This is a genomic window from Oceanospirillum beijerinckii DSM 7166, from assembly GCF_000422425.1.
GTDB classification, from domain to species: domain Bacteria; phylum Pseudomonadota; class Gammaproteobacteria; order Pseudomonadales; family Halomonadaceae; genus Oceanospirillum; species Oceanospirillum beijerinckii.
The window spans coordinates 30,597-57,538 of the sequence record NZ_AULT01000006.1 but is presented as its reverse complement, the minus strand read 5'-3'; the positions used below and the strand labels follow the sequence as shown (position 1 = coordinate 57,538).

Annotated in this window: 26 protein-coding genes and 1 tRNA gene; 18 read left to right on the top strand and 9 right to left on the bottom strand. The window is 45.2% G+C overall.

The genetic code is table 11. The annotated features are described in order from the left end of the window. The first annotated feature begins 5 nt into the window (after positions 1-5). The 8 genes from H579_RS0101030 to H579_RS0100995 all read left to right on the top strand — a co-directional run bounded on the left by H579_RS0101030 (position 6) and on the right by H579_RS0100995 (position 6,393). Positions 6-416, top strand: a complete 411-nt coding sequence (locus H579_RS0101030) for a TerB family tellurite resistance protein (protein ID WP_028299111.1) — start codon at positions 6-8, stop codon at positions 414-416. Beyond that, positions 400-1,272: a hypothetical protein gene (locus tag H579_RS0101025; protein WP_028299110.1), complete on the top strand. Its 873-nt coding sequence runs from the start codon at positions 400-402 to the stop codon at positions 1,270-1,272. The genes H579_RS0101030 and H579_RS0101025 overlap by 17 nt, the downstream gene beginning before the upstream one ends. Positions 1,273-1,361: 89 nt before the next feature. Then, complete coding sequence (locus H579_RS0101020) at positions 1,362-3,131, top strand: hypothetical protein (protein WP_157834530.1); 1,770 nt, start codon at positions 1,362-1,364, stop codon at positions 3,129-3,131. A 153-nt stretch (positions 3,132-3,284) separates the two neighbouring features. Continuing rightward, entirely contained in the window at positions 3,285-4,475 is a 1,191-nt protein-coding gene (locus tag H579_RS0101015; RefSeq protein ID WP_028299108.1) for a tyrosine-type recombinase/integrase, read from the top strand. Between the two features lie 77 nt (positions 4,476-4,552). Next, the gene (locus tag H579_RS0101010) at positions 4,553-4,912 is read left to right on the top strand and encodes a hypothetical protein (RefSeq protein ID WP_028299107.1); all 360 of its coding nucleotides are present in this window, start codon (positions 4,553-4,555) and stop codon (positions 4,910-4,912) included. After that, complete coding sequence (locus H579_RS23765; RefSeq protein ID WP_036564995.1) at positions 4,905-5,213, top strand: YkvA family protein; 309 nt, start codon at positions 4,905-4,907, stop codon at positions 5,211-5,213. The genes H579_RS0101010 and H579_RS23765 overlap by 8 nt, the downstream gene beginning before the upstream one ends. 70 nt (positions 5,214-5,283) lie before the next feature. Continuing rightward, positions 5,284-5,862, top strand: coding sequence for a hypothetical protein (locus tag H579_RS23760; protein WP_051227195.1), 579 nt, complete (start codon positions 5,284-5,286; stop codon positions 5,860-5,862). 93 nt (positions 5,863-5,955) lie between these two features. Next, positions 5,956-6,393 carry a DUF2787 family protein gene (locus tag H579_RS0100995; protein ID WP_028299106.1) on the top strand — a complete coding sequence of 146 codons (438 nt, stop codon included), beginning with the start codon at positions 5,956-5,958 and terminating at the stop codon, positions 6,391-6,393. Between the two features lie 200 nt (positions 6,394-6,593). Here the strand turns inward: H579_RS0100995 and H579_RS0100990 are convergent, their stop codons facing one another. Continuing rightward, on the bottom strand, positions 6,594-7,544 hold the full coding sequence (locus H579_RS0100990) for an NYN domain-containing protein (RefSeq protein WP_028299105.1): 951 nt from the start codon (positions 7,542-7,544) through the stop codon (positions 6,594-6,596). Between the two features lie 378 nt (positions 7,545-7,922). Between H579_RS0100990 and H579_RS29030 the strand changes: the two genes are divergently transcribed. The 3 genes from H579_RS29030 (at position 7,923) to H579_RS0100980 (ending at position 10,408) form a co-directional block, all read left to right on the top strand. Then, positions 7,923-8,026: transfer RNA gene (locus tag H579_RS29030), tRNA-OTHER, on the top strand. Positions 8,027-8,635: 609 nt separating this feature from the next. Then, positions 8,636-9,439, top strand: a complete 804-nt coding sequence (locus H579_RS0100985) for a hypothetical protein (RefSeq protein ID WP_028299104.1) — start codon at positions 8,636-8,638, stop codon at positions 9,437-9,439. Positions 9,440-9,589: 150 nt separating this feature from the next. Continuing rightward, entirely contained in the window at positions 9,590-10,408 is an 819-nt protein-coding gene (locus H579_RS0100980; RefSeq protein WP_028299103.1) for a hypothetical protein, read from the top strand. 53 nt (positions 10,409-10,461) lie between these two features. On the opposite strand, the gene H579_RS0100975 is transcribed toward H579_RS0100980, so the two are convergent. Next, positions 10,462-11,937 carry a hypothetical protein gene (locus H579_RS0100975; RefSeq protein ID WP_028299102.1) on the bottom strand — a complete coding sequence of 492 codons (1,476 nt, stop codon included), beginning with the start codon at positions 11,935-11,937 and terminating at the stop codon, positions 10,462-10,464. Positions 11,938-12,336: 399 nt separating this feature from the next. Here H579_RS0100975 and H579_RS23755 point away from each other — a divergent pair, with 399 nt between their 5' ends. Beyond that, a complete protein-coding gene (locus tag H579_RS23755) occupies positions 12,337-13,281 on the top strand; it encodes a tyrosine-type recombinase/integrase (protein ID WP_036565029.1) in 945 nt (314 codons plus the stop codon). 201 nt (positions 13,282-13,482) lie between these two features. On the opposite strand, the gene H579_RS23750 is transcribed toward H579_RS23755, so the two are convergent. Genes H579_RS23750 through H579_RS23745 form a run of 3 tightly spaced genes read right to left on the bottom strand, consistent with a single transcriptional unit; the run spans position 13,483 to position 15,926 of the window. Continuing rightward, entirely contained in the window at positions 13,483-14,280 is a 798-nt protein-coding gene (locus tag H579_RS23750; RefSeq protein ID WP_051227194.1) for an HAD-IA family hydrolase, read from the bottom strand. Positions 14,281-14,283: 3 nt separating this feature from the next. Then, entirely contained in the window at positions 14,284-15,453 is a 1,170-nt protein-coding gene (locus H579_RS0100955) for an MFS transporter (protein WP_028299100.1), read from the bottom strand. Between the two features lie 2 nt (positions 15,454-15,455). Continuing rightward, complete coding sequence (locus H579_RS23745) at positions 15,456-15,926, bottom strand: hypothetical protein (RefSeq protein ID WP_036564990.1); 471 nt, start codon at positions 15,924-15,926, stop codon at positions 15,456-15,458. 90 nt (positions 15,927-16,016) lie between these two features. Here H579_RS23745 and H579_RS0100945 point away from each other — a divergent pair, with 90 nt between their 5' ends. From H579_RS0100945 to H579_RS0100920, 6 genes are all read left to right on the top strand, one after another. After that, positions 16,017-16,967: a GlxA family transcriptional regulator gene (locus tag H579_RS0100945; protein ID WP_028299099.1), complete on the top strand. Its 951-nt coding sequence runs from the start codon at positions 16,017-16,019 to the stop codon at positions 16,965-16,967. 46 nt (positions 16,968-17,013) lie between these two features. Continuing rightward, on the top strand, positions 17,014-17,331 hold the full coding sequence (locus H579_RS23740) for a tyrosine-type recombinase/integrase (protein WP_051227193.1): 318 nt from the start codon (positions 17,014-17,016) through the stop codon (positions 17,329-17,331). A 105-nt stretch (positions 17,332-17,436) separates the two neighbouring features. Next, positions 17,437-17,718, top strand: coding sequence for a YkvA family protein (locus H579_RS23735; RefSeq protein ID WP_036564987.1), 282 nt, complete (start codon positions 17,437-17,439; stop codon positions 17,716-17,718). A gap of 376 nt (positions 17,719-18,094) precedes the next feature. Continuing rightward, a complete protein-coding gene (locus H579_RS0100930; protein ID WP_051227192.1) occupies positions 18,095-18,652 on the top strand; it encodes an SCO family protein in 558 nt (185 codons plus the stop codon). A gap of 12 nt (positions 18,653-18,664) precedes the next feature. Then, positions 18,665-20,230, top strand: coding sequence for a methyl-accepting chemotaxis protein (locus tag H579_RS0100925; RefSeq protein WP_028299097.1), 1,566 nt, complete (start codon positions 18,665-18,667; stop codon positions 20,228-20,230). Between the two features lie 147 nt (positions 20,231-20,377). Continuing rightward, entirely contained in the window at positions 20,378-21,772 is a 1,395-nt protein-coding gene (locus H579_RS0100920) for a sensor histidine kinase (RefSeq protein WP_028299096.1), read from the top strand. 503 nt (positions 21,773-22,275) lie between these two features. Here the strand turns inward: H579_RS0100920 and H579_RS0100910 are convergent. Genes H579_RS0100910 through H579_RS0100895 form a run of 4 tightly spaced genes read right to left on the bottom strand, consistent with a single transcriptional unit; the run spans position 22,276 to position 26,919 of the window. After that, positions 22,276-23,664, bottom strand: a complete 1,389-nt coding sequence (locus H579_RS0100910) for an ABC transporter ATP-binding protein (RefSeq protein ID WP_028299095.1) — start codon at positions 23,662-23,664, stop codon at positions 22,276-22,278. Next, positions 23,661-24,455: an ABC transporter permease gene (locus H579_RS0100905; RefSeq protein ID WP_028299094.1), complete on the bottom strand. Its 795-nt coding sequence runs from the start codon at positions 24,453-24,455 to the stop codon at positions 23,661-23,663. The genes H579_RS0100910 and H579_RS0100905 overlap by 4 nt, the downstream gene beginning before the upstream one ends. Then, positions 24,452-25,387, bottom strand: coding sequence for an ABC transporter permease (locus H579_RS0100900; protein ID WP_028299093.1), 936 nt, complete (start codon positions 25,385-25,387; stop codon positions 24,452-24,454). Before H579_RS0100900 ends, H579_RS0100905 begins: the two co-directional genes overlap by 4 nt. Continuing rightward, positions 25,387-26,919 (bottom strand): ABC transporter substrate-binding protein, encoded by a 1,533-nt coding sequence (locus H579_RS0100895; protein ID WP_051227191.1) that lies wholly within the window; start codon positions 26,917-26,919, stop codon positions 25,387-25,389. The genes H579_RS0100900 and H579_RS0100895 overlap by 1 nt, the downstream gene beginning before the upstream one ends. Between the last annotated feature and the right edge of the window lie 23 nt (positions 26,920-26,942).

Below are 26,942 nucleotides of genomic sequence, written 5' to 3'. Positions count from 1 at the left end.
ACGGTATGTATTTAGCACTGATTTCTGAATCGGCCAGAGAGTATTTTCTCGAACTGGCGAACCATATGATGCATGCCGATGGAGAGGTCGGGATGGAGGAAGAAGCAATTCTGGAGGCCTTCCGATACGAGTGTGAAATGCCAGACTATCAGCCGAAAGGAATACCTGTTGAGCAGATCCTGAATGAGTTAGCCAAGCTGGATCAACAAGCAAAGAACGCCACTATGATCGAGCTGACGGCTCTGGCTCTGGCCGATGAAGAAATACATGCAGATGAGAATAAGTTACTGCTGCGAACAGCGGAAAAGTTAGAAGTCAATGAAGAACGTATCACTGATATGAAGCAGTGGGTTCAAGATATGAATGATGTTGCCAATCGTGGAATGGAGCTGATTGAAAATGGGTCTGTGGAGTAGTTTTAAAAAAGGCGTTAAAAGTGTCTGTGGAACGATAACAGGCAAAAAAAAAGCGGAACAGGCAAAGGAAAAGTTTGCTGAGCTGGAGCGTGAGTTTAAAAAACGCAACAAGGCTTACAGTGAGTTTGTTGAGTTTAAAACCTCTGAAATCGCTAAACAAGTTCAGGTCATTAATGAGCTTAAAATGCAAACTTTTTCTGGGGCCTTCCCTGAATTCCTTAACGTGGCTAACCGGCTGCACAACGTTTCAATCAGAGGTAAACCGATACTTGATGCTGTGGCGATTCCTGAAAAGATGATCCACACACCAGAGGCTGTTCGGTCAAAGCAAGATATCCTGACCATCGACTTTGATGACCTATCGACCAAACAAAAAGTGGTAGGAGTGCTGACATTCGGCATCTCAACACGTAAGGCCGCTAAGGAATCGTTAAAGCGAGCGGAAGATGAAGAACAGCGCCTGAAAGAAGAATATGCCAAGATGGATGCAACTCAGGTCAAGCTGAAGCACACATTAACGGCTCTTAAAGAGATTGCTCATTACTATCGCTCTATTATTGAACTCTACGGAAAAACAGTTAAGCGACTGTCTCATGGTATTGCTGCTCAGCAAGTGTCTCACATTGCCTTTTCTGGTCAGTTTGTAGGCAAGGTGGACTTCCGTACCTTACCCACCCGTCAGCTGGAAGACTTTATGGCGCTATATAACATGACCATTCTGTTAAAAGAGATGGCTTCCCGTCAGTATCTGTCTATGCCGACAGAAAGTCGACCAGAGCTGGAGCTTGATAAGAAAGATATGGATCTGACCGAACTGGCAAAAGCGAATCCTCAGCAGTTCGGTATGGCGGCATAAGGAAGAGACTTATGGATAAGAAGTATCAGATCAAATCTCTTGCAGATGCTGATGTCCAGCAACAGCTGAATAATGCGTCTCCATTGGATATGGTACACACCCTGCAAAGCATAGAGCTTCATAATCAACAAAGCTCAATCAAGGTTATTGATGAGATTTATGAGGAGTTTGAGGGAGGTGGCTCTACTGTTGAAACCCTACTGAAACCGTTGGTTATCAGTATGGTCGATTCCGGTTTATCCCGAGTGAGTATTTTGCAGGATAAAAAAGGCAAAAAATCTGTTTCTTTTGAAAAAGGTACTGGCGGTACCGCAGTAAATGACTTCCTTTCTGGCGCTGTTATCTGGGAAGCGATTAACGACTTTTCCTATGATAAATATGAAACAGAGCAGAACGTCGAAGCAGCATTAGCAGATAGATCTAATGATTACCGTACGGAAAACCGTATGAGTGAGATGCCCGGTAAGTTTAAACGTAAGGAATACGAACATTCGGGTAAAAAATCAGCAACTAAGCAGGCCCGTGATAAGGTGTTTGGCGATGGAGATCGAGTTTATGTCAACAGTGAGATTGAAGGTAAGCGCGCTTACCACCAAAAAAGAGTCGATGCTATGGGTCGTGGAGCGGGCCATAAACAGAAAGTTGAAGCCGATCATGTAGTAGCTCTGAAAGCCCTGCATGTTGAGTTTGGAAAAAATATCTTTGTAGATAAAGATATGGTTAAGGCAGCGGGTGATCATGAGCAGAATATCGCGCTCATTACTCAAGGCTTAAACAATGCCAAAAGCGAACATGATATCGCCACTGTACGTAAAATGCGACAAACCGCTATTGAAAAGCAGCAGCGGGGTGAAAAGCTTGGCTCTAATGAGCAAAGTTTAGTGGATACCAGTGATGAAGCGATGGATCGTTTTGAGGCGAGGGAAGCAAAAGCTAAGGATGATATTGAAGCCCACATTCGCCAGCTAGCGCGGGACAACCATTGGAAAACAGCAGGTCGTGCAGCAAAAAACATTGGTGGTCAGTTGAAAACGCTTAGTGCGAAAGAAGCGATCCGTATGGGCGTAGCAGAATTTATCAAAATTGCCATTTATGAAATCAAGGATATGATCCTTAACGGCTTTAAAAGTGGTGTTGGCGAACGATCTCTAATGGCTGCCCTGAAGGCCCGGATTCGCCGCATGACCCGCTATCTTAAGCAACGTATCTGGCCTGCTATAAAAGAAATAGCTGACAATATTATTCAGACTCTGGTCAAAGAGTTCTTTAAGTCTCTTCCTCTATTTTTTACTGGTCTGCTGAAGAAGTTTATGAACCTGGTTGCAGATGGCATGCATGCCATTATTCAAGCCTTTAAAATTCTTAAAAAGCCCAGTAATGAAATGACACCAGCACAGAAAGGAGATGCCTTGGTAAAAGTGTTTATCTCTATTGTTACACCTTTTTTGACATCGTATCTTTTACAGCTCCCCTTAGGGCCGTTTGAAGAGTTAGCAGAAGTTATTTTGGGTAGCGTTGTGTCATGTGTTCTGATTTGGGCTGTTGATAAAGCAGACCTTTTTAACACTAAAGCAGACCGCCGCAGTCAGCGGGTGAAAGAGGTATTTGAGTATCGCGTGCAACAGATCAAACAGAATGTTGATGTTTTTGATCGTAATGCAACACAAACTTTCATTCAGCAACGACTAGCATTCGATACTATGCATAAGCAATTATCGGATGCGATTGATGCCAATAAACCAGTGCATGAACTTTCCACTAATCTAGCCGATTTTATGGGAGCGGGTAAGAAGATTAAAATCCGTGATACTGATACATTTATGGAGCTGTTGTCTTCTAATAAGCAGCTAACTATTTGATTTAACCTATAGCTAATACCTTTGCAGGCTATTTAGCAGCCTGCGGGGGAAGCAACCCCGACATATTTTTTTCGGAGGAAAAGCAGGCCGTAATTGAATCAGATTTAAACATATATTACTTCTCCGATAACACCTTGATATTGGAGGAGTAATATGGAAAAACGCTTCCGTTTCACCAATGATAAAATCCGCTCCCAGCCCCCTAACCCACCTGATGCCCGTGGTACTGATCTAGAAGTTTCCGACACTGATGTGATGGGCCTGAAGTGTCTGGTCGGTAAATCTGGCAATAAACGCTGGTTGCTCAGATACCGCAACAGCTCAGGTAAACGCCGTAGCATTGCCTTAGGCCGCTTTCCTGATATTGATGTATCGACTGCCCGTAAAGTAGCTCGCAAACATCTGGCGCAGATTGCCGAAGGTATTGACCCGTTAGAAGCCCGTGAAGAGATCAAATCACAACCTACGCTGAGTGAGTTCTTCTGGGATACACACCTGCCACTGATCCAAACCCGCAATCGCACCTGGAAACAGGATAGTCAGCGTTTCCGCACCCTGATTGAACCCACCTTAGGCCAACAGCGATTAACCGATATCACAGTGGCTCAGGTGCAACAGTTGCAGTTAAAGCTGTCTCAGGGTGGTAAAGGCAGAAAACCGCTGTCACCAGCTACCTGCAACCGGGCATTGGCTTTATTAAAGACCTTAGGTGCTCATGCGGTTAGGTTGGGATTAGTGGATACCAATCAGGCCGCTAAGATCCCTCTACTGCAGGAGAACAATATCCGTACCCGTTTTCTGGATCTGGATGAGTCTAAGCGACTACTGGAGTCTGCCAGTCAGTTTAAGAACCGTTCGATAGGTGGTCTGGTGGCTATGTTGCTATTAACCGGCTGTCGCTTATCCGAGCTGAGGTTAGCCACCTATGAGTATTTTGACCGTAAGAACCGGGTACTCACTATCCCGGCCAGTCAGACTAAAAATAAGCAGGGCAGACTGGTTTATCTGACTGATAAGATGCTGGAGGTACTGGATTCCGTTCCGGCTAAACCCGGTAATCCTTATCTGTTTCCAGGCCGGTTAGTGGGTAAGCCATTATCTAACTTCCGCACCGGCTTTAATCAGATCCTGTTAGCCGCTGGCATTACTGATCTGGAAAATATCTGTCTGCACACACTCAGGCATACCACCGCCAGTAATATGGTGTCTGCCGGATTGCCATTAAGTGCCGTTAAAGCCCAACTCGCTCACCAGTCTATTCAGAGTTCCGAGCGCTACGCCAAACTCACCCCAAAGTCCTTACAACAAACCAGTGAACAGGTATCCAAACTGTTTTCTGACTAACCCTGTTATCGCTTTTGTATGAACCAGCCCGATTGCCTTGATGGTAATCGGGCTTTTTTACGTCTGGAGAAAATGCTATGCGACTAATCAACCGTTGGCCCGAGGCCACTGATTTTGAACTGCCGAAGAATACGGTGCAGGAGATGATGAATCTGATCACCGAACCCTTTGATACCGAGAACGAGGCTAAGGCCTTATGGCGGCAACTGGGTACGGCACTGATTGTGATTGATCCTGATGACACTACCGAAGTGCTGGAAGCCTTCAGTGATCGCTTAGTCGAGCAAATCCGCTTCGCCCTGCAGTACCCGGAAACTGATGACGCTTTAGCCAATGACTATCAGCTGATTTTGAGTATTACCAATGATGCCGGTGGTGGTATCTACCTATTAATTCACCGTAATAGCCCACTGATTAAGGAGCTAAGCCATGCCTGATTTAACCTTTGGCGGTCTGGTAAGCAAACTACGCTCAATCCCCGGTATGAAAACCGTCACGGAGAAAGCGGCACTGCTCTACGCCGTTTTTGAAGATGAAGATACGCACAAGTGGGTTAAAGCCGCTATTGTCGCCGCTCTGGTCTACCTGATTAATCCTGCTGATGCGGTGCCTGATTTTATCCCCGGTGCGGGTTATGGCGATGACGTTGCCGTATTACTGGCAGCCTTAGGCACGATTAAAGCCTATATCGAATCCCATCATCACGACCGGGCTAAAGAGATTCTGAATAAGCTTTAACCCACCACATCGTCCCAACCCCATCATCATTTTACTTTTGTTTTATAGATCCCTTTAAGGAGTGACCGAAATGGCACAGAAACGTAATACCACCGCCCAAAACGCTCAGAAAACCAATAACGATAAGGCAGAGATCTCTGAGGAAGTGACACTGGAACAGGCATTAGCGGAAGAAGCTAATGCCGAATCTCCAGCAAATACATCAACCGATGATGCTACAACTGAAACAGCTACTGAACCTAAGCCTGATCCCGATGCCGGTTACACCATCCTTGTAGAAAAAGGTGAAGCCGAAAAGATCAGCCCTAAAGCAACGGGGTTAATCTTCTATCAGATTGCCCGTAAGGATGATGATGACCAACTCTACGTCCGCATTGATAGCAATGAGGGTGGCGGTCTGCACAGCCGTGAGTGGGTAGCGCTGACAGATATTATTGATCTACTGGAGAACCATAAGGGCAACCACTTCAGTAGTACTATCCTCAAGGCAGTGATCGTCGGTAAGAGTAGCAATAACACCAGCTTTATGGCCGGTATCCTGCGGTCAAAAGGTGTTGCTCTTATTGAGCCATCGCCAGAAGGCATTTTCCTGCATCGTCTTGTGGACAACTTTGACGAGCAGGCTAAGACCTTATTAGCACTTAGCTAATACGCCAACTAAGCCTTAGACCCCATCAACCTACGCTTCATACCTTTCTTCTACTCACACCGCAGCACACACCACTTAACCTGGAGTTTTATTATGACGGTAAACATTATGACCGATGGCCTCCCTGTGCCTGTTAATCAGGCATTGGTGGTAATACTGCAACAACACATCACCGAAGCACTATCAAATGCCGATGATGCTGCCGGACTGGATGCCATCACCCTTAACTTCCGTGATCCTGACTACTCAGCGGAATTCGGTGGCTATCATACCGTAGAGATCCGACTGACTTATCTACAGGGTCAATGGCATCTGAACTACATCACCGACTTCTCGTATGTCGGCAGTGGCTGGGATACCGAACTGGCGAAGGACATGGACTTTGATTTTGGGCTGGGCGTTTGTATGACCCGGTTCATGCCGGATAGCCCATTAGCGGATGCAGTAGAGCTGTATCAGTTGTTCGAGACTAACTTTATCGCTTATTACCAGATGAACGTCTACAAGGTGGACACCACTCTGGAACAGTGACCGGAAAAAGTCCGGGGATGGACAGGAGCAGTTGAGGGCTGCTCCGTGTCCTGCTTTTTTTTGGTAAAAATGGCTACGGTTATGTTGGTCTGATGGTTAGGGGGCAGATTATGCCAACTACCGACAGAACGGATTTAAGATCCGACGAAGCTGGCGTGGTTATTTTTATCAGAGAACGACTAAATCGGAATAGACACCTATCAACCGTGCTTTTCCTTCATATAACGAGCATAAGCTTCAGCATGAACACGTACAGCCTGAAGACCTTCAATCGAGTGGAGCATCGTTGACGGATCTGATTCAAGTTCTGGAAGCCCATCGACAATAGGTTTCTCTTCCGAAAGCCATCTCCAGGCCTTAGGCAAAGAACCACAAGCCTCTTTCGCACACAAGATTTCCATAATCTCAGCCACTTCTTGATGGTGCTGAAACCATGAAATAGGTCGAAAAGCAGATTTCTTGCCGCCAGTAACCCTGCAAGGCATTTGAGCAGACTTCAGCTCATCATCACTAATAAATTGTATAGTCCAATCGGCAAGCTGAGAAAGTGATTTATTAGCCCTGCGTGGGCCATACCTTTCTTTTGACGGAATAACCAAACCTATCTTGATTTGGGGTCTAATGGCTAACGTGTTCAGCTCGCGAATTTTAACCAAAGCAGGGGCAATATCCGTATCATTGGTGACAAAAACGATATGCTCTAATGAGTGATCACAAAAGGCGTCGAAAATAGCATCCAAAGCGATATTTACATCACTTTGTTTTTCCTCCAGCTTCCATACTTTTACCTTGGAGCAATCCTTCGGCTCCTTTTCTTCCTGAGTTTCGGTGTACTCAACCTTCCTGCTATCGACCTTATCAATGGCATAACTGCCCTTAACAATTTTTACCGCTCCTTGGCTGTGACTGGTAAGGGCCGCATGATAACTTCGTTGATCATTAACAGAGCTTGGATCTTCTGCAGCTTTTGAACTAATTTCAGCGGTATAGAATTTGATTCCCGCTTCAGGATGGAGAGTTGATGAGCTAATGGCCGATCTGGGAATAAGATGATCTTCAAAGAGAGAAACCAGATCTAACCATTTGTAAGCGGTGTTCTTCAAGCAGCCGTAGTAGAAATTGTAACCATCAATATAGATTCGCGTTCTCACGATATGCACTTCATTCTACTAGGTCCATAAATGAAAAAACCGACCCGAAGGTCGGCAATTTCGCCCATCACCAGTGGTCGCAATGCCAGCGTGGGGATGGGTAAGTAGTAATCGAATCATAACGCTAAGAGAGCAGGATCACAATAACTTCTGCTGCTATTTGCAAAAGAAAAACCGCCAAGGTTGCGCTTCTTCGATAGGCGTGACGGCTATGTTACGCATACTTTAATCGGACTACTGGTGACGGTGCAATCCTTCAGGCAGGCTTCCTGTAAGCTGACAACATCTCAGCCTATTCGTAGTACGGGTTTTAACCATCAGACTATCCAACAGTCACCAAGACTCTACAACACAAACTAAAGCCAAAACAGCAGTAATACCAGTATATTCAAAGAGTTACCAACAATAGCTTCCACGCTTCCAAGGATTCAAAATCCGTTGCCTTTGCGGGCGTGCCGGTTCGAGTCCGGCCACTGGTACCATCATATTCCGAACAAAAGCCAGCATATTCTTAACAAGAGTGCTGGCTTTTGTCGTTTTTAGCGACAAGAAATTAATTCCTGCCTTTTCTCTCCGGTCCATACCCTGTCTATTGTGTGCGGAATTTGTGTGCATTGATTTCCACAACTCCGGTACCAATGACCAAGACTTGCCAGAACGGGGTTTATCGCTTGAGCATTGTCGTTGACCCGGAAATTCCGGTTTTCCGGGTCGTCTCCGGTCTATTCTTTTAAAAAAGCAAATAGCCGACTAAAAATGTCTTATCTATTCAGCACGGACAACCTCAACACTGCACTTGATAATGAACTATCACATATAAAATCAACACCATACTCCCGGCGTTACTTGCATATACAAAAACATTTAATATAACTTTTAAAAACAACACATACCACTTCGCGACAAATAATTTCGCATATAAAACAACACCTTGCCTTCAATTAAATTATTACCTATAAAATAGAACGCCGCGATTAATTTTAAATCCTGCACCACAAATAAAACCGAATAAAATACGATATTGTCTATTAATGCTATTCAAATTTTAGCCGATATAACTATAGATTAAAGCCATCTTATGGAGAAAATATATGGATATTCGTAATACATCTTCTTTTCTTTCAACCCTCACTGCTGGCAGTGCTTCAGCAACGACTAAGAACAGGTTGGAATACACGCCTCCTGCCGATGAGGGCATAAACCTGAAAGAAGCTATTGAGGGGGGTAAAGCGTATCAAGAAATGCAAGATCAGCGTCTCGCTGAGGCTAACAAAATCTGGAGCGATAATTTTCAAAATGTATTTAAGCTAGCTCGATCTGCAGAAGATCATTTATTAGCAGGGTTTCAAGGCTTTGAAAGCTTCAAAGAAAAGCAAGCCATAGAGCATCCCAATATAGATATAGATAGCCTGGATGTTGCCTTGGTGGATGGTCAACTCAAGCTCAGTGCACTCGATGTGAATGGTCAACCTATATCAGATAAGCAACTCGCATCAATTGAAGACGAGTTTTTTAAAGAAGAAGAGCTTGTTGAATCGCTAACACTTGGCCTATCGGAGCTAACAGAATCCATTGCACACTCCACATCAGAATTTTTCAGAGATTATGACCTTGAGTTTAGCCGCGAAGGTATCGTAAAGGACGGCCGGTTTAGCCTGAATGATTTAGTTCAGGAATATAATCAATCTTTCGAGAAAGCTTATAAAAATACGAATGTTAGAGAAAGAGATATATCAACAGGTATCGAAAAAATGATACCAACAACTGAAAAATACCCAACATTTTCAGAACGACTTGAAAAGAATGGTCTAGAGCTTTTTGCTACACTTAAGTTCGCTCATGAAAGACCCTCTGATCCATCAAATATCTATTCAATTATCGATCTCAATGCTTAGGTGAGCCCCAGAATGATCGCATAGAAATATAACTATTCTATAAATACAACCTAATCCAGCCCCATTAAAGAGTGAGTATAATTACCTATAAGCAAAGGATAAAAATACAGTCAACAATGTTGAATTTATTAATTTTTATGGATTAAAAACATGAATATTAACAACGGTTATTTATCAATCTTATATAAAGGCAGTACTACTGCCTCAGATAACAATAGAATTTCATATACATCTTTATTTGGAGAGGGTAGTAAACTAAAGCCTATTGACCAAGAAAAATATAGTAAAATTTTTGAGGAAGATACAAAAAACTCTGCTCTTGCTGTTGCGCAATGGAGTAGAGATATAAGTAAGCCTGCTTTTTCTGCAAAGGAGGATTTTATAGTAGGCTACCAAGGTTTTGAGAAGTTTAAGGAACAACAAGCTGTACAACATAAAAACTTGGACTTTGAGGATATGGATGTCACTCTAAAAGAAGGTGAACTCCATCTATCAGGTATTAAAGACAGCAATGGGAATCCAATTTCACAAGAGAAACTGGATGACATTGAAGCCGTCTTTTTTGAAGAGGAAGAACTGGTAGAAACCTTAACCTCTGTTTTATCTGATTTAACTAAAGCAATAAATACTGTAGGAGAATCATCAAAATACCACACATCAGAAATATCTAATCTGGATAACATAAGCAAAGAAATAAACGATAAGGTAATTGAAGAAGGTCATTTTAGCCTAAAAGGATTTATTGATAGTTATAACCAATACTTTGAAGGTAAACATAAGCATAGCAATGTTCGAGAGGGCAGCATATCAGAAGGATTTAATATGAAACCTACAAATGAAGCATATAAGACAATTACTGATAGATTAAGTATGGAAAGTTCTGATATTGAACTATTTATGTTTATTATGGGGCACGGAGATTTAGAATCAAGCACTGAAAAAAACTCATTTATCAACACAAAAGCTTGACTATAAAATCTAAGTGCTGTTTTTTTTAACAGCACTTAGAGAGTGCCTAAATATTAGTTAAGACATGTCCACTTTTGTCCACCAGTTTGATAATTTTTTTCGTAATAGCACATTTTCACCAATTCTTCTTTACAAATATGGTAGAAGGAACCTTGCTTAACTGGTGTATCACTTCTCTCTCCATTCTCATTAGCTAAATAAACACTATAATGTCCCGCATTATAAAAAATATCCCACCACTCTGATGGATTTGTTGGTGTGCCGCTATGAACCCTATTATGAACATTCCTTACTGGAACATACTCATTAACACAATCCTTTACTTTTATAGAGCTATTAAAGTGCCCATTATCATCAACGGCTATGACTCCGTTATCAAAAAACTCATAGCTTCCTGAGTCAATATTGAAACTATAAAGATCAACAATTACATTAGATAATGGAACAGGCTGATTATTACTATCCTTAACACCTCCAGAAAAGCTAATAAGATTATGTGCTTCAACGGATGCCGTTTGTGGTGGAACATCTTCCAAGATTAGTAATTTAGTCAAGTTTTCATTGTTCCAAACTTTAAAGCCATCAACACTCTCAGCCGAACCGGGAGCATGAGCCACCAAAGAATACTGGGCAGAAATCGGAGGTGGATTACCTGCTGCAGACCGAACCAGGAGGTTAATTGTGGAGCCAGGAGTAACATTGTAGGTATTTAACTGGTTCTTCACTAACTGAACCCAGGCAGCACCACTCCAGATTTCAAATGAAAACTGTTCACTCGCACTAAAACGAAGACTTAAAAGGCTTTGATCTGGCCCTACAGTGTAAGAGAAAAAGTCCAGATCATTAGCATTATCCAGATTACCCTGAATCACCGCATTAGTTTGAAGGCTGGTGCTCTGGCCGAATTTATCATTGGCTTCATACTGGTCAAAGTTATTATAACCGAGCCAGCCTAAAGTGACGGGATCACCAGAAGAACCCTGAGTCGCTTGAGCAAATAGCACATAAGCACCTGCTTCAGCTTTAGCAACAGTCTGTTCACTCGTTGAGCTTGGACTAACGGACGAATCAATAAGCGTAAACTGCCCGTCATCTTCATATTTAAAGAAGAAAAGATCATAGTTAGCCGTTGAAGGTATATTCAGCATTAATCCTTCAATTTTTGTCTCGGCATCTACGACAGTACTGACACAATAAGACGATCCTTCCGTATTAAAAGCAACGAGCGTACCGCCACCAATCGCTAAATTAGGACAGCCTGTTTCCGTTGCTACCTGACTTGCTGTTTTCGATAGCACTTGAGGCTGAGAGGCCATTCTATTACGTTTTGACTTATATTTTGGCTCAATAGCCAGAGAATACTCTCGCTTTAAGTCTTCATGTTCTCTTGTTTCTTCCCCAACAATATCGACGTAGTCCGCATTATAAATAGACGGTGGTTGAGTGAAATCAAGAGGCGCATCTTTAATATCGGCATGGGTTGTAAATGATGCCAGCAATAGCGTGGCAGAAGATAATATCTTGAGCATAAAACATCCTTTTTATGCAGTTTTTATTAAGAATCAATCGATTAATGTGTTTATTCAATATATTGAACAAACCGGGCCAAAGTACATCAACAAAGACTCAGGTCAATATAGAAAATTCAGCTTATGATCAATATAAAAACCAACATAAAGACATCTACTGTACTGAATATAAATTTAAAAATAATCATAAATATAAAAAGGCCGCCGACATCTATTACAGGCTCTATGCTCAACCCATTTTTCATGCGAAAAACACAGTCTCTTACTGAATGCTGAGTGATTATAATTAAATAAAAAACCATCATCGCATGGTTAATTATTTTTTGTTTCAGTACGTAATCCCGATAAATTCAAACATATATTACCTCTCCGATAACACTTTGATATTGGAGGAGTAATATGGAAAAACGCTTCCGTTTCACCAATGATAAAATCCGTTCCCTGCCCCCTAACCCGCCTGATGCCCGTGGTACTGATCTTGAGGTCTCCGATACCGATGTGATGGGCCTGAAGTGCCTGGTCGGCAAATCCGGTAATAAACGCTGGTTACTCAGATACCGTAATAGCTCAGGTAAACGCCGTAGCATCGCCTTAGGTCGCTTCCCTGATATTGATGTATCCACTGCCCGTAAAGTAGCCCGTAAGCATCTGGCGCAAATCGCAGAAGGCATCGACCCGTTAGAAGCCCGTGAAGAGATCAAGTCACAACCGTCACTGAGTGAGTTCTTCTGGGATACCCATCTACCACTGATCCAAACCCGTAATCGCACCTGGAAACAGGATAGCCAGCGTTTCCGTACCCTTATTGAACCGACCTTAGGCCAACAGCGATTAACCGATATCACGGTGGCTCAGGTGCAACAGCTGCAGTTAAAGCTGTCTCAGGGTGGTAAGGGCATAAAACCACTATCACCAGCTACCTGTAACCGGGCATTGGCCCTGTTAAAGACCTTAGGTGCTCATGCCGTTAGATTAGGATTAGTGGATACCAATCAGGCGGCTAAGATCCCATTGCTCCAAGAGAATAATATCCGTACCCGCTTTCTGGATCTGGATGAGTCTAAGCGACTACTGGAGTCTGCCCGTCAGTTTAAGAACCGTTCGATAGGTGGTCTGGTGGCTATGCTGCTATTAACCGGCTGTCGATTATCCGAGCTGAGGTTAGCCACCTATGAGTATTTTGATCGTAAGAACCGGGTACTCACTATCCCCGCCAGCCAGACTAAAAATAAGCAGGGCTGGCTGGTTTATCTGACTGATAAAATGCTGGAGGTACTGGATTCCGTTCCCGGTAAACCCGGTAAACCCGGTAAACCCGGTAAACCCGGTAAACCAAAGTCCTGACAACAGACCAGTGAACAGGTATCCAAACTGTTTTCTGACTAACCCCTTTATCGTTTTTGTATGAACCAGCCCGATTGCCTTTGCGGTAATCGGGCTTTTTTACGTCTGGAGAAAATGCCATGCGACTGATTAACCGTTGGCCTGAAGCCACTGACTATCATCTGCTTCTGAGTATTACCATGTAGAGCTGATACCGCCGTTCTAAATAATAGAATGCGGTTTCTGAGAGTTATCCCTTATAGAAATCCGACGCCCCAAATGGCACAACAAAGGGGCCAGTTGATCAAAATGAGACAGAACCCAGTCAGGCTGACTACTCAGAGACTCTAGCTTGCTGTAACCGAAGTCCACAAAAACAGACCGTACACCAGAGTTTCGGGCAGCACAAACATCGTTTTCTGTATCTCCAATCATGAGACAGGCCTCAGGTGCCTCCCCTATTTGATTCACTATCCACTTAATCGGCCCTGGATGAGGCTTGCGGTAGGGTAATGAGTCACCGCAGACTAAAAAACGAAAATATCGAGTCAGATCTAAGCCTTCCAGGACAGCCTTGACCAGAACTTCTGCCTTGTTTGTACAAATAGCAAGGTCTAAGTTTTGGGCCTGAGCACTTTCCAGCATCGTAATCACACCCGGAAAAACTTTCGTCTCATATATAGGTGCAGAAAGATAAGCCTGAAAATAACTTGCCTGCAATTTGGAGACACATTCCGGGTTGACCTCCTGCCCGTTTTTCTCCAATGCATATTCTACCAAGGCCGTACCGCCTTCACCTACCCGATCAGTGATTTCTGAAATGGTCAGAGGTTCTTGGCCATTGGCCACCAGTGCGCAGTTGATTGCGTTCGCTATCCCTCCAAGAGTATCTACCAGCGTACCATCCAGATCAAAAATCAGAGCTTTTACTGAGCGGCTTAACATGTTGCCTTCCTCCTCTTCATTAAGAGACAAGAAATGCTCCGTGAAGTCTCCAGTAGGCCATTTGTCGATATCCATAAATCATTCCTTATGCAACCTTGATAGATGAGGCCAATTCATTAACCGAACGAGTCCGACCATGACAATAAGAATAGGAAAAGCCACATATAAGTTAACTGTTTGCCAACCTAGAGAATTGACCATCACACCTGAGAATAAGGTTGCAGTAGTAACACCCAGGAAAACCAGCGTATCGTTCAAACCCTGAACGCGAGCGGCCTCCTCCTTTCGACAGCTTTCGGTTAACAGAGAGGTAGCACCGACGTAGAGAAAATTCCAGCCAATTCCCAGCAAAATCAGTCCAGCCTCAAAGTGAGCCAGCTCCGTCCCTATCTGACTGACAGCAATACTCCCGAGGTTTAACAGGCACCCCAGTAGCATGACCGGTATGATACCGATTCTCTGAATCAGTGTTCCTGTGAAAAATGAAGGAGCAAACATGGCAAGTACATGCCATTGAATAACCAAAGCAGTTTGGGCGAAGCCCAGCCCCGAACACATCATGGCAAGAGGCGTAGCTGTCATCAAAAGATTCATCGCGGCATAGCCAACGACACCGCTTAAAATAGCCATGACCAGCACGGGATTACGAGCCATCACGGACCATGATCTCTGTGTTTGTTTGTCTGCTCTTATCATTGGTGGTAAACGAAGACCTAGAGCCAGCAGAGCACTCAACAAAGCTACGCCTATTAATACAAGGAAGCTGGCAAAAAAAGCAGGTGCAAGGGTATCCTTTGTCCACTGAGCAAGCATAGGTCCAGCTACAGCCGCGAGGAGTCCACCAGCTAATGTCCAGGAGATGGCTTGGCTTTTTCTTTCCACAGGTGCGACATCGGCTGCTGCAAATCGATAATATTGCCCAACTGCACCGAAGGCACCAATTAAAAATCCGGCTACCGAGAACAAAGCAAAGCTGCCTATCCAAACGCCGAAGGCAGCACCAGCCAGACCTACCGCCCCAAGTAAAGCACCACTACAAAAAATAACGCTACGCCCAAAGCGCTCCATAAGTTTGGCCATGGGATACAACATCACCATGGTACCCAGGTATTGGACAGCAAGCGGTACGGTAGCTAAATCAGGCGACGAGAGTTGGGTTGCGACCAAGGCTGACGATGAGAGCACGAAACTAATCGTGGTCATCATCGCCGCCTGGGAGAGCGTCAACAAAAAAATATTGCGGTTCATTTTCAAAGCTTCGAAGGTTCGTAGAATTGTGTCAGTCCCTTCTCATTGACGACTCGAGTGAAAGATTGGTTACCAATCACGGATATTTCGTGACGAATTACCATTCGTTCAGTTCCATCTTTGTCATCCTGCATCAGTACCGCAATGCCATGATACGGAAGGAGACGGGAGTTGAGTTTGTAACCCATACAGATATACCACCATTGGTACTCATCAACAGGTAAATCATGGGAGAGAGGATTCTCCAAAAGCATAGCCATATCAAAGTGAGGGGAAACGCTGAGATGCCGAATCCGGGAATCATCACTGGCTTCGTAGGTGCGCTGCGCTTGCCACTGCGAGCGAGGGTCGTTCTTAGGCCAGACAAACTCTTGCCCAATTTGAGAGCGAGAAATAATCTCTCCACTCAAACCTACCGGAAGTTGCTGATTAGTAGAGGGTATTGCTGCAGACTGTGATGTGGACTGTAACATGATTTTTCCTTGTCCTATGTGTATTGTTGCCATTGACATTGTGCGTTATTTGGCTAATTTAGTAAGGACATAATCACCTCGTTTTCTGCCATGACTCACAAGTTGGTTTTTATCGTATACCCTGGTTTTCAATTGCTGGATGCAGCAGGTCCGATTGCAGCTTTCGAGATGGCTAATCGGATGAAACCAGGAACGTATGAGCTGATTTTAGCCAGCCCTAAGGGCGGTATGGTGAAAAGCTCTGCCAGTACTACACTATCCACCACGCCATTTGCCCAAGTGTTCAATGCGGACACTTTTCTTGCTGTTGGCGGCCCTGGGGTCAATGAAGCTTCAACTTCTGCAGAGATGCTTGCTTTTATCGGTGATCTATCGCAGAAAGCGAAGCGTATTGGGAGCGTATGCTCAGGGGCTTATCTACTCGCCTGTGCCGGATTGCTCAATGGAAAAAAGGCAACTACGCACTGGCAGCTTAGCGCTGATTTCAAGCAACGCTTTCCCGATGTACTCCTTGATGAAGATCGTATCTATATTAATGATGGTAACCTATGGACATCCGCTGGAATAAGCGCAGGGATCGACCTTTCATTAGCCCTCATAGCCGATGATCTTGGTGAACCGATAGCTCGTCACGTTGCCCATCAATTAGTGGTGTATTACCGTCGCCCTGGCGGTCAGTCCCAGTATTCAGAATTAATCGAAATGGGCATGAAGGATGGCCGTTTCGCCAACCTGCTCGATTATATTCGCAATAATCTGGGCAAACCGCTCTCGGTGAGTGATCTGGCAGATCAAATGTGCATGAGCTCAAGGCATTTCGCTCGGTGCTTTGCTTCGGAGGTTGGTACAACTCCAGCACGGGCTGTTGAGCGGCTAAGAGTTGAGGCCGCTAGTGCTGCATTAGAAAGTGGCAATGGCTCAATACAGGTTATTGCACGCCAATGTGGTTTTACTGATATAGAACGAATGCGACGCGCTTTTATCAGGATAAAAGGCGTTCCACCTTCGGCTATAAAATGCCATCCCCGCCAGTCAGACTAAACATAAACAAGGCAGGTTAGTTTATCTGACCGATAAGATACTGGAGGTGCTGGATTCGGTTCCGGCTAAACCCGGTAATCCTTATCTGTTTCCGGGCCCGTTAGCGGGTAAACCACTATCCAATTTCCGCACCGGCTTTAATCAGATCCTGTTAGCGGCAGGCATTACTGACCTAGAGAATATCTGCCTGCACACACTCCGGCATACCACTGCCAGCAATATGGTCTCTGCCGGATTGCCATTAAGTGCCGTTAAAGCCCAACTCGCACACCAATCTATTCAAAGTTCCGAGCGCTACGCCAAACTCACACCGAAGTCCTTACAACAAACCAGTGAACAGGTATCCAAGCTGTTTTCTGACTAACCCCTTTATCGTTTTTGTATGAACCAGCCCGATTGCTTTAGCGGTAATCGGGCTTTTTTACGTCTGGAGAAAATGCCATGCGACTGATTAACCGTTGGCGGCCTGATGAGCAAACTGCGTTCAATCCCCGGTATGAAAACCGTCACTGAGAAAGCCGCACTACTCTATGCCGTCTTTGAAGATGAGGATACACCCAAGTGGGTTAAAGCGGCGATTGTCACTGCTCTGATTTATCTGATTAACCCTGCTGATGCGGTGCCTGATGTTATCCCCGGTGTCGGTTATGGCGATGATGTTGCCGTGCTACTGGCGGCCTTAGGCACGATTAAAGCCTATATCGAATCCCACCATCACGACCGGGCCAGAGAGATCCTGAATAAGCTTTAACCCACCGCATCGTCCCAACCCAATCATCATTTTACTGAAGCTTTCAAGACCTCTGCCTGTCAGCGAATGACACCCTAACCGACTACGGAGAGAAATATCGAATTAACTTTGGATAAGTGCTTACCTATCATTGAGCCAGAAATGGACATAGGAAAATATTTCTGATGGCACTACACTCAAAGTAGACGGTTTACTTACGCTACTTAGTGTATTATTTTTGATAAAAGAACATAACTTTAAAAGACATCTAATCCAAGCTCACACCAAATCGTTTCTATCACAAAACGCATCATTTTCCAGTCACAGACGAAAGAATATCGAAGCATGTTTGTGGTAGTGTGTATAAAAATCAGATCAATATCAAATAGGGGCTCCTATGCCTATTAAACCTGTTGATACCCTTGATTTGCCCCAAAAGCGTTTAGGTAAACTCTTTGTAGGCCTTTTGCTATGGCTTGTGCTTATCGCAATCATTTTTAGCATCCCCTTTCTTCCCCTGCTCTCTGAACGGGCTGTTGCAACAAACTTTCTACCGGATAAGGGCAGTAATCAGGCTATTGTATTATTTGGCTTTAGTGGTTGCAGCACCGTTTGCTCGACCCAGCTCACTGTGCTCAGAGAGGTACTGAATAACAAAGCTTATCCAGAGCAGTGGCCCCATGTGGTTTTTATTGATATTGACCAACTGAGCAGTACCGAGCAAGTCACTCAGTATGTCTCTGGTTTCGATCATCGCTTTACTGGTTACTTTCCCTCCCCTCAAGAGCTAACAACCCTAAAAGATCTGTTTGGGCTCAACTTTCAGCAACAAGGTAGTCAGATTATCCACAGCGGGAAAGTGTTTTTTCTACAACGGAATGAAGGTTGGAAGATCACTTCGGCTTATAACGCCCAAGCCTTTAATAACAAAAAACTTATATCTTTTTTAAATTAGCGGGATGACAACATGATCAACACATTATTCATGCCTTACGGTCGCTCACTAGCCCCTTATGTACAGGAAGCATTAGGTGAAGATTTTAAAAAAGCGGATCAAATTCTTCTCTTTACTATCCTAGCATTCTGCATAGTAGTGGCTTTTGTGACATCCTGGCATAACGGCTACTTTACTCTAGGTATTATCGGCGGCTTGCTGATTGGCGGTGTCAGTCTTCTGGCCTACAAGCTGTTTGCAGGCACACTGTTATGCAGGGTGATTATGCCAACAGCACTCACCGCTCTACTGGCTATATCTGTTCAGCAAGCCAATGGCCTGGGTGAAGGGCATTTTATTTTCTTTCTGAACATTACAATCATGATCCGCTATAAGGATATCACTCCACTGTTAGTCTTGACGGTGTTAACAGTGATCCATCACTTTGGTTTAACCTACTGCCAGTATGCCGGCGTATCTGCCTTTGGTGATCCTCTGATTATCTTCTCCTGGGGACAGGGTACGGAATGGGGATTACTAGCTCCTCTGGCCTACCACCTGGTGATCGCAGTCATGGCCCTAGTCGTAGCGACTTATTATATTTATGAAGGTAATAAACGCTTCTTAGAGTCCAGATCGGTTATCGGTGCGATTAATCAGGCTGCTGATGGCGATATGACCGCTCGTATCAGCCAGGATGCCTCTTCCAGCCTCACTATGAATATCAATAGTTTCCTTGAGCGTATGCACAAGACACTGAATACCATGAAAAGTGTAACCCAAACCATAGCCTCCAGCTCCAATAAGGGTTCAAAAGCGGCATTGGATCGGCAAAACCAGGCAAAAGAACAGCAGGATGAGATATCTATTGTAGCTAGTGCGGTAACAGAGATGGCAGGCACTACCAAAGAGATCGCAGAAAATGTTGAGCAAACCGCAGAGGCATCACGCAATACTGTCACGACTATCGGCCACGGACAAACTATTGCGGATAATTTTCAGCATTCCATTTCCGAGTTAGCAGATCGGGTGAATAAAACCTCTGAAATTATCTCTGAGTTAGAAAAAGGCAGTGAAGGCATGAGCTCTATTGTTGCCACAATCCGGGGAATTTCAGAACAAACCAACCTACTGGCATTAAACGCCGCCATTGAAGCCGCAAGGGCAGGAGAGCAGGGACGAGGTTTTGCAGTTGTGGCCGATGAAGTCCGCATGTTGTCACAACGTACCCATGCTTCTACGGAAGAGATATCCGCCATGATCAGCAGCTTTAAATCGACCCTCACCACCGCAGTTGAAACCATGCAGGGCTGCCACAGCTTGGTCGAAGCGAGTGTTGATGACGCCTTAGCTACACGGAACAATTTCGATGAAATTGCCAGCGCTATTAAACAGATTAATGCGATGTCAGAACAGATCGCTACCGCAGCAGAGCAACAGTCTATCACAACAGACGATATCAGCAGTAATACCGAAAAGATCCGCTTTGTTTCAGAGGTCTTTCTTGATGAATCCGCCAATGCAGCCCAACAAGCCAGTGAGCTAGAGCAGCTTGCGAAGGAGATGGAAGAGTTACTGCAGAAATTCCAGCTACAGTGATGTCCACTTAAACAAAAGTATTTCCGCCATTCTTGAACAAAATGCTTATTTCTTCAGCATTTTGTTCAAGAGAAACTTTTGTTGGAGTGCTTATACCCCGATAAAATACTGAACCAGCCTTAGCCCGGCACTTGCAGGAGAATCCCTATGGACATTGTCCAGAGCTTCTTTGATACACAGGGGTTTATGCCCCACGGTATGTGTATACTTTGGCAAGCTGATATCCTCTATACACGAGCCACTGCCGGCCTTCTTACTGCTATTGCTTACTTTGCCACAGCAGCAGGAGTGGTCAGATTTTTAAGTTTAAGACAAGACATACCTTATCGTCCTTTTTTTGTACTCTATGGATCGCTGATTTTTATCGCCTGCGGTAGTTCACACCTGATGGGCATCTGGACACACTGGTTTCCAGACTACGGTATTGAAACGGTTATTATGGTTATCACTGCAGTCACTTCTATTGTGGCCGCTATCTGGCTTTGGCCATTAATCCCCAAGCTAGTTGCATTACCCTCCCCTGCTCTGCTTGCTGAAAAAAACTTAGCCCTTGAGAGAGAGGTTATCAGTAGACGTGATGCAGAAGCCCGTGTGCATGAACTTAACTCTCAACTGGAAGCTCAAGTACAGGAAAGAACCCAGCAACTTGCTGATACCAACCAGCTATTACAGCAAAAGCTAGAGGAATTAAACCAGGCCCATGCCTTGCTCGAAGATCGTGTTGCGGAACGTACTAAGGAGCTTAAAGAATCTCTTATTGCACTGGAAACTGCCCATGAACGTTTAGTGGAAAGTGAGAAAATGGCCGCGCTTGGTGGACTAGTTTCCGGCGTCGCCCACGAGCTAAATACCCCGCTGGGAATCTGCGTAACCAGTACCTCATTTATTCAAGAGCAGCTCGAAGATATGCAGGTAAAGCTTAAAGAAAAAGCATTAACCCATTCAGCACTGGAGGATTTTTTCCTTCACTCCAATGAGGCCATTAGCCTTGTATTGAATAGCCTTCGTACTGCAGATCAACAAGTCCGGCTCTTTAAAAAACTGGCTGTTAGTCAGTGGAGTGAGTCCCGAGAGTCTATCGATATCAAACAATTTATAGAAATACAGCTAGATAATGTAAGCGATATGCTTGAGTACATGAATGTACAGCTGAACTGTCCTCAGTCCTTAATGATAAATATTGATACCAACGCTCTCTCTCAGGTACTGAAGAGCTTACTGTCCAATACTGTAAGTCATGGTTATGACACTACAGAACGTGGCAATATTGAGATAAGCGTCACCAGTGGACAGCAAAAAATCTATCTGTGTTATCAAGATAGGGGGAAAGGCATGGATGAGGATCAGGTCAAGCATGTCTTTGACCCTTTCTTCACCACCCGACGCGGAATACAGGGGGGACCGGGCCTGGGGATGTCCATTACGTATAATCTGGTGACCCAACGCCTCAGAGGAGAGATTGAGTGTCATAGCACTCTGCAACAAGGTGTGAAATTTATCATTACCCTCAACACAGAGGAGCAGCTCTCTGTACCAGCATAATCATATAATAAAGCTGTACCGGAATATTTTATGCAATTTTTAGTCATTTGACGATCCTATAATCAACCAAAGCTATACAATACAAACCAATACAGAAACAGCAGCAATACCAGCATATTCAAAGAGTTACCAACGATAACAACCATCCTTCTAAGAGTTCAAAATCCGTTGCCTTTGCGGGCGTGCCGGTTCGAGTCCGGCCACTGTTACCATCATATTCCTAACAAAAGCCAGCACATTTGAGGTGGTCTAATGGATACAACCAGTTCAGTTAAAGATAATTCCATGAACTGGAGAGAAAATAATGACCCGAAAAAACTACACCAAATAATTTAAACTGGCTGCCATTTCACGGGGCCTTGAACAGGACTATAAAACGGCTGAAGCGGCCAGAAACCTTGAGATCAATGACAATATACTTCATGACGATGAAACCCTACTCCCCTGACATTCCCAGGGAATCCTCTGGGAATCCTCTGGGAATGCCAGGGGAATAAGGGGGATCACGTTGTTAGCTGAATTACTCGATCACAACGTTTTTCAATCAAAGCTGGATCATGGCTGACCAGCATCACAGCACACCCTTGTTCCTTTGCCGCATCCACTAATAGCTGACTGACTTCCCGTGTCGTAATGGGATCCAAGCGAGAGGTGGGTTCATCTGCAAAAAGAAACACCGGATCCAGTAACAGTACTCTTAACATACAGAAGCGCTGTAGCTCGCCTCCCGAGATTTGACTAGCCGTTCGGTTTAAGAGGTCGTCATCCAGCCCTAAACGTGCCATTAAGGGCTCAATACGATCAGTATCCACCTTATGTAATGAGACCATATCCATTAACAGGGTACGTAGAGATACCGCATGACTCACCGCAGCCGTAGGGTCTTGATAAAGCTTCTGCCAACGGTATTGATCTGCACTGGAGAAACGCTCAACCCTACCCGCCATAGCAGGCGTAAGGTTCAGTAACGTATCCCCAAGAGTACTTTTTCCGCAGCCGCTATCACCGACAACACCGATCACTTCACCGGTATGAACAGTGAAATTAAGGTCAGAGACTAGAATGGTATTGCCCCGTCCAATCGCCAGTTGATTCACCTGGATCAGAGCATCTCCCTGTTCAGCAAAGTGAGTCTCTGATCCTTTAGGCCAACGTACCGGATCAGCTTCAATAAGGGATTGGGTATAGGGGTGTTGTGGCGTATTAAGAACCTCTTCGGCCTGCCCATCTTCCACTAGCACTCCCTGCTTCATCACCATTACTCGACCACCAATCTGACGGGCTACCGCTACATCATGGGTGATGGTGACCAGCGCGCCTTGGTCGGATTGTTTGAGCAATAGCTGTACCACCTGATCACGGCGAGAAACATCCAGACCCTTGGTCGGTTCATCCGCCAGTAAAACAGGGGCACCACCTGCCATAGCACAAGCGATAGCTACACGCTGCGCCATACCACCGGAGAGTTCATCGACACGTTTATGATCACTGCTCGCTAGCCCATAATCCGTTAGCACCTGTTCAGCATTGGCTTGAGCCTGTGCTTTCTTTTGCCCCGCAACCCAACGGTAGGTTTCTACCAACTGGTTTCCGACTTTCATCAGAGGTGATAGAGCGTTCCAAGGTTCCTGAGGTAACAAACTTAACTTATTACCCCATAATGCAGGTCGAAAGCGTTCCTCAACGGTCTCGCCAAACAGCTCCACCTGACCGGTACAACGTAGGCTTGAAGGTAGATTGCCCATAATAGCCTGCGCTAATAAGCTCTTACCTGAGCCGGTTTGACCTAAAATTGTTAAGCGTTCACCTGCTGATAGCGTCAGGCTCATCGGCTGCAGCAGCTGTGTTTCACCGGCATATACCGCTAGCTCATGGGTAGTGATCAGATTCATTGCTCTGCTCCTTTACCACAGAGGTGACACGCTAAAACAAACATTGCTAATACGATAAGTGGCTGGGCTAATAACCAAGGTGCTTCGCTGTAATAGGGGAACAGCTCAACAATCATCTGACCTAATTCAGCAGTAGGTGGTTGAATACCCACAGATACAAACCCTAGAGAGGCCATCATCAATACCGCATTGGCCGCGCCAAATGCAGCTAACGGGAACAGTTGAGGGGCAATCACCGGCCAGTAATGGCGTTTAAACAGATACCAGTTATCAAACCCCATCAGTTTTGAGGATTGTACCGCTGGAGACACCGCTAAACGTTGCACAATAGCCCGAGTCACCCGGAAGTATTCAATCCATTGAATCAGTGCGATGGCGATATAGAGCACCAGAAAAGACCCTGGCGCAATTGCTGCAAAGATCAGCACTAACACAAGCCCTGGTAAAGCTAGAATAAGGGTGACCACAAAATCCAATAGTCGATCCAGAGTGTGACCACGAGTGGCTGCCAGCACCCCCAGAGTCACGCCAGTTATAGACGCGGTTAACACACAAAGCACCGCCATCATCAGAGATAGCTGCAGGGCTTCTGCCAAACGCAGCCACATATTACGACCATAATGATCCGTACCTAACCAGAACTGACCATCTGGCGCAGAGAGGATATGACTCAGGTTCTGACTCGCACTATCCCCTGCTTGTAAGAAGGTAGCTCCAGCAGAATAGAGCACCAAAACCAGTAATAGGCTAAAGCCTATCTTTTGGGACAGGCTGAGTTTTAATCGGTTCATTGCAACTGACCTCCACGGGGATCAAGGTAGTAACAGGCGATATCCACCAAGGTATTCATCACCACAAACAGTATCCCCATCATCAAGGCTGCGCCCTGAATCACAGGTATATCCCGAGAGAAGATCGCATGAACCAGACCGTGACCGATGCCCGGCCAGGAAAACAAGGATTCAATCATCACCACCCCTTCGATCATGGTGATCAGTTGAATACCAAAAAAGGCCACAACCGGAACGGCAATATTACGCACTCCGTGTCGGCGGAAGGCTTGTACATGGGTTAAGCCCTTGGTGCGGGCAAACTCATAAAAGGTACTGCCAAAAACACGTTTGGCTTCCACATGAACAACTCGTGCTGATACCGCAGCCATACTTAAGCCTAACGTCAAAGCAGGGAGAATCAGGTGAAAAGCCGTGTCGTATCCAGCCACTGGCAGCAGCTGCCATTCAAGGGCAAATAGGATGATCATCAACAAACCGATCACAAATACAGGCAGCGCTCGCATCGCTGTTGAAACGGATAACACCAAACGATCAAGCCAGCCCCCTTTCCAGGCACTGGCTAAACCGATAGGCACAGCGATAAACAGGGATAAGATGCTACCTGCTATGGCTAAACTGACGGAGTGCCCCAACATATGCCAAAGCTCATCGATCACCAGAGAGCCACTAACGAGGGAGCGTCCAAGATTTAAACTCAGCAGATCGATAAACCACTGCCCATAGGCTGCGATAGCCGATTGGTCCAGACCCAGCTCAGCCCGAACAATATCTGCTGAGGTGGTGTCTGTGGCATCCATACCATAGCGTCCCGCAGCAATACGGTAGGCCATATCGCCGGGAAGCGCGCGCATTAGCAAAAAGGTTAGGGTACCCACACCCCAGGCGACTGCAATCAATTGCAGTCCCCGTTTTAGTAGCAGTGCACGCATTATTTATTCCAGGTCAGCTCGTTCAGGTACAAACTACGTTCGTAAGGGTCAAAGCGGAAACCTTTCACCTTTTTGTTCACAGCGGTGTGCTGCACATAGTAAGCGATGGGTAACAGCGGCTTATCTTTATAGATCGCCTCTGCCACTTGTTGTGCCTGCTGATGGTATTTCTCTGGATCATTTTCTTGTACCAGCTGGTTCAGCGTGGTCTGAATCTGAGGGTTAGACCAGTTCATACTGCCCCAATCCCCCCCTTTGGCATTACCAAAGTCCTTGATCAGTATACCCAGAGGATCTGCAATAGTGCCGTAGTTACGGGCTATCAATGCTAACTCCAGTGAGCCATCCTGATGACCCGATGGAATCTCGGTAAAGTTAGTGATATTAACATTCAGTTTGATGCCCACACGCTTCCACTGATCCTGCAGGGCAGTCGCTACCTTCACCAGTTCAGGACGGTCGGAGTAAGTGATCAGGGACAATTCAAACGCTTTGTCTCCTTTGACTAACCAGCCCTCATCATTTTTTTGCCAGCCCTGCGCTTTTAATAAAGCAGAGGCTTGCTCAACATTACGCTCAGCGGAAGCGTTATTAACGTACCAATCCGCCATGTAAGACGGTAACAGCTGAGCTGATGCCGCTTCTTTACTGCGTAAAATAGCCGTGGCGATGCCTTTACGATCAATAGCCAGGCTCATCGCTTCACGACTCTTTTGATCAGCCAATAGAGGGTGTGCCAGGTTCATTTTGACTGCCATAGAACGTGGCAGATCGCTGCGTACAATATCAAGATGAGGGATGCGCTTTAGCCCAGGTACCGCAGCAGCATCAATGCCTAATACGATATGACCTTCACCACTGCGGGCTTGTAAGACTCGGCTTTCCACGCGGTGGCCAGCTAAATAGCTTGCATATTCAATAGAAGCTTTTTGTCCCCAGTACTGATCAAACTTCTTAACCACCAGTTTATGGGGAATAGACACTTCATAAGCAGAGAAGGGACCAGAACCAATCACCGCAACCACCTTATCTTCTGCATCAAACGCACTGGGTGCCAGAATAGCGGTTGAGTAATTAGCAAGAATAGCCGGTAGAGGGCTGTAAGGTTTTGATAGGCTGACTTTAATGCGCTGTTTATCTAATGCCTCAATGGTCGTAATGGGCGCACCCTGCATCAGGCTCGGTTTTTTGTAAGCAATATTCAGGCTGCTTGCCACAGCCTCGGCATCCAGTTCGCTACCATCATGAAAACGTACGCCGGATTGCAGGGTGAATATCCAAACTTTACCTGAAGCATCAACCTGCCAGTCACGAGCCAAACCTGGAATAAGGTTGCCCTGATGATCAACGTTGACCAGCGTCTCTAACACTTGCATACGTTGGTAAACATAACCCTTACGAGTGGGGTCTAAACTTGAGAACTCAAACTGCCCTTTTACCGCCAGGGTATTTGCTCGGGTCGGTTCTGCAATACTAGGGGCTGAGAGCAGCATTAAACTGGCTACGCCAAGTGCTGACAAGGTTTTCAGCATCAGTCAATTCCTTAAAGGTATGA

Coding starts and splice junctions, on each gene's coding strand:
- H579_RS23745 (WP_036564990.1), bottom strand. CDS start 15,926: ATGTTACAGTCCACATCACAGTCTGCAGCAATACCCTCTACTAATCAG.
- H579_RS0100945 (WP_028299099.1), top strand. CDS start 16,017: ATGACTCACAAGTTGGTTTTTATCGTATACCCTGGTTTTCAATTGCTG.
- H579_RS0101030 (WP_028299111.1), top strand. CDS start 6: ATGTATTTAGCACTGATTTCTGAATCGGCCAGAGAGTATTTTCTCGAA.
- H579_RS0100925 (WP_028299097.1), top strand. CDS start 18,665: ATGATCAACACATTATTCATGCCTTACGGTCGCTCACTAGCCCCTTAT.
- H579_RS0100910 (WP_028299095.1), bottom strand. CDS start 23,664: ATGAATCTGATCACTACCCATGAGCTAGCGGTATATGCCGGTGAAACA.
- H579_RS0100975 (WP_028299102.1), bottom strand. CDS start 11,937: ATGCTCAAGATATTATCTTCTGCCACGCTATTGCTGGCATCATTTACA.
- H579_RS23755 (WP_036565029.1), top strand. CDS start 12,337: ATGGAAAAACGCTTCCGTTTCACCAATGATAAAATCCGTTCCCTGCCC.
- H579_RS0100995 (WP_028299106.1), top strand. CDS start 5,956: ATGACGGTAAACATTATGACCGATGGCCTCCCTGTGCCTGTTAATCAG.
- H579_RS0100895 (WP_051227191.1), bottom strand. CDS start 26,919: ATGCTGAAAACCTTGTCAGCACTTGGCGTAGCCAGTTTAATGCTGCTC.
- H579_RS23735 (WP_036564987.1), top strand. CDS start 17,437: ATGAGCAAACTGCGTTCAATCCCCGGTATGAAAACCGTCACTGAGAAA.
- H579_RS0100905 (WP_028299094.1), bottom strand. CDS start 24,455: ATGAACCGATTAAAACTCAGCCTGTCCCAAAAGATAGGCTTTAGCCTA.
- H579_RS0100900 (WP_028299093.1), bottom strand. CDS start 25,387: ATGCGTGCACTGCTACTAAAACGGGGACTGCAATTGATTGCAGTCGCC.
- H579_RS0101025 (WP_028299110.1), top strand. CDS start 400: ATGGGTCTGTGGAGTAGTTTTAAAAAAGGCGTTAAAAGTGTCTGTGGA.
- H579_RS0100920 (WP_028299096.1), top strand. CDS start 20,378: ATGGACATTGTCCAGAGCTTCTTTGATACACAGGGGTTTATGCCCCAC.
- H579_RS0100930 (WP_051227192.1), top strand. CDS start 18,095: ATGCCTATTAAACCTGTTGATACCCTTGATTTGCCCCAAAAGCGTTTA.
- H579_RS23760 (WP_051227195.1), top strand. CDS start 5,284: ATGGCACAGAAACGTAATACCACCGCCCAAAACGCTCAGAAAACCAAT.
- H579_RS23765 (WP_036564995.1), top strand. CDS start 4,905: ATGCCTGATTTAACCTTTGGCGGTCTGGTAAGCAAACTACGCTCAATC.
- H579_RS23750 (WP_051227194.1), bottom strand. CDS start 14,280: ATGGATATCGACAAATGGCCTACTGGAGACTTCACGGAGCATTTCTTG.
- H579_RS0101020 (WP_157834530.1), top strand. CDS start 1,362: ATGGTACACACCCTGCAAAGCATAGAGCTTCATAATCAACAAAGCTCA.
- H579_RS0100955 (WP_028299100.1), bottom strand. CDS start 15,453: ATGAACCGCAATATTTTTTTGTTGACGCTCTCCCAGGCGGCGATGATG.
- H579_RS0101015 (WP_028299108.1), top strand. CDS start 3,285: ATGGAAAAACGCTTCCGTTTCACCAATGATAAAATCCGCTCCCAGCCC.
- H579_RS0101010 (WP_028299107.1), top strand. CDS start 4,553: ATGCGACTAATCAACCGTTGGCCCGAGGCCACTGATTTTGAACTGCCG.
- H579_RS0100980 (WP_028299103.1), top strand. CDS start 9,590: ATGAATATTAACAACGGTTATTTATCAATCTTATATAAAGGCAGTACT.
- H579_RS0100985 (WP_028299104.1), top strand. CDS start 8,636: ATGGATATTCGTAATACATCTTCTTTTCTTTCAACCCTCACTGCTGGC.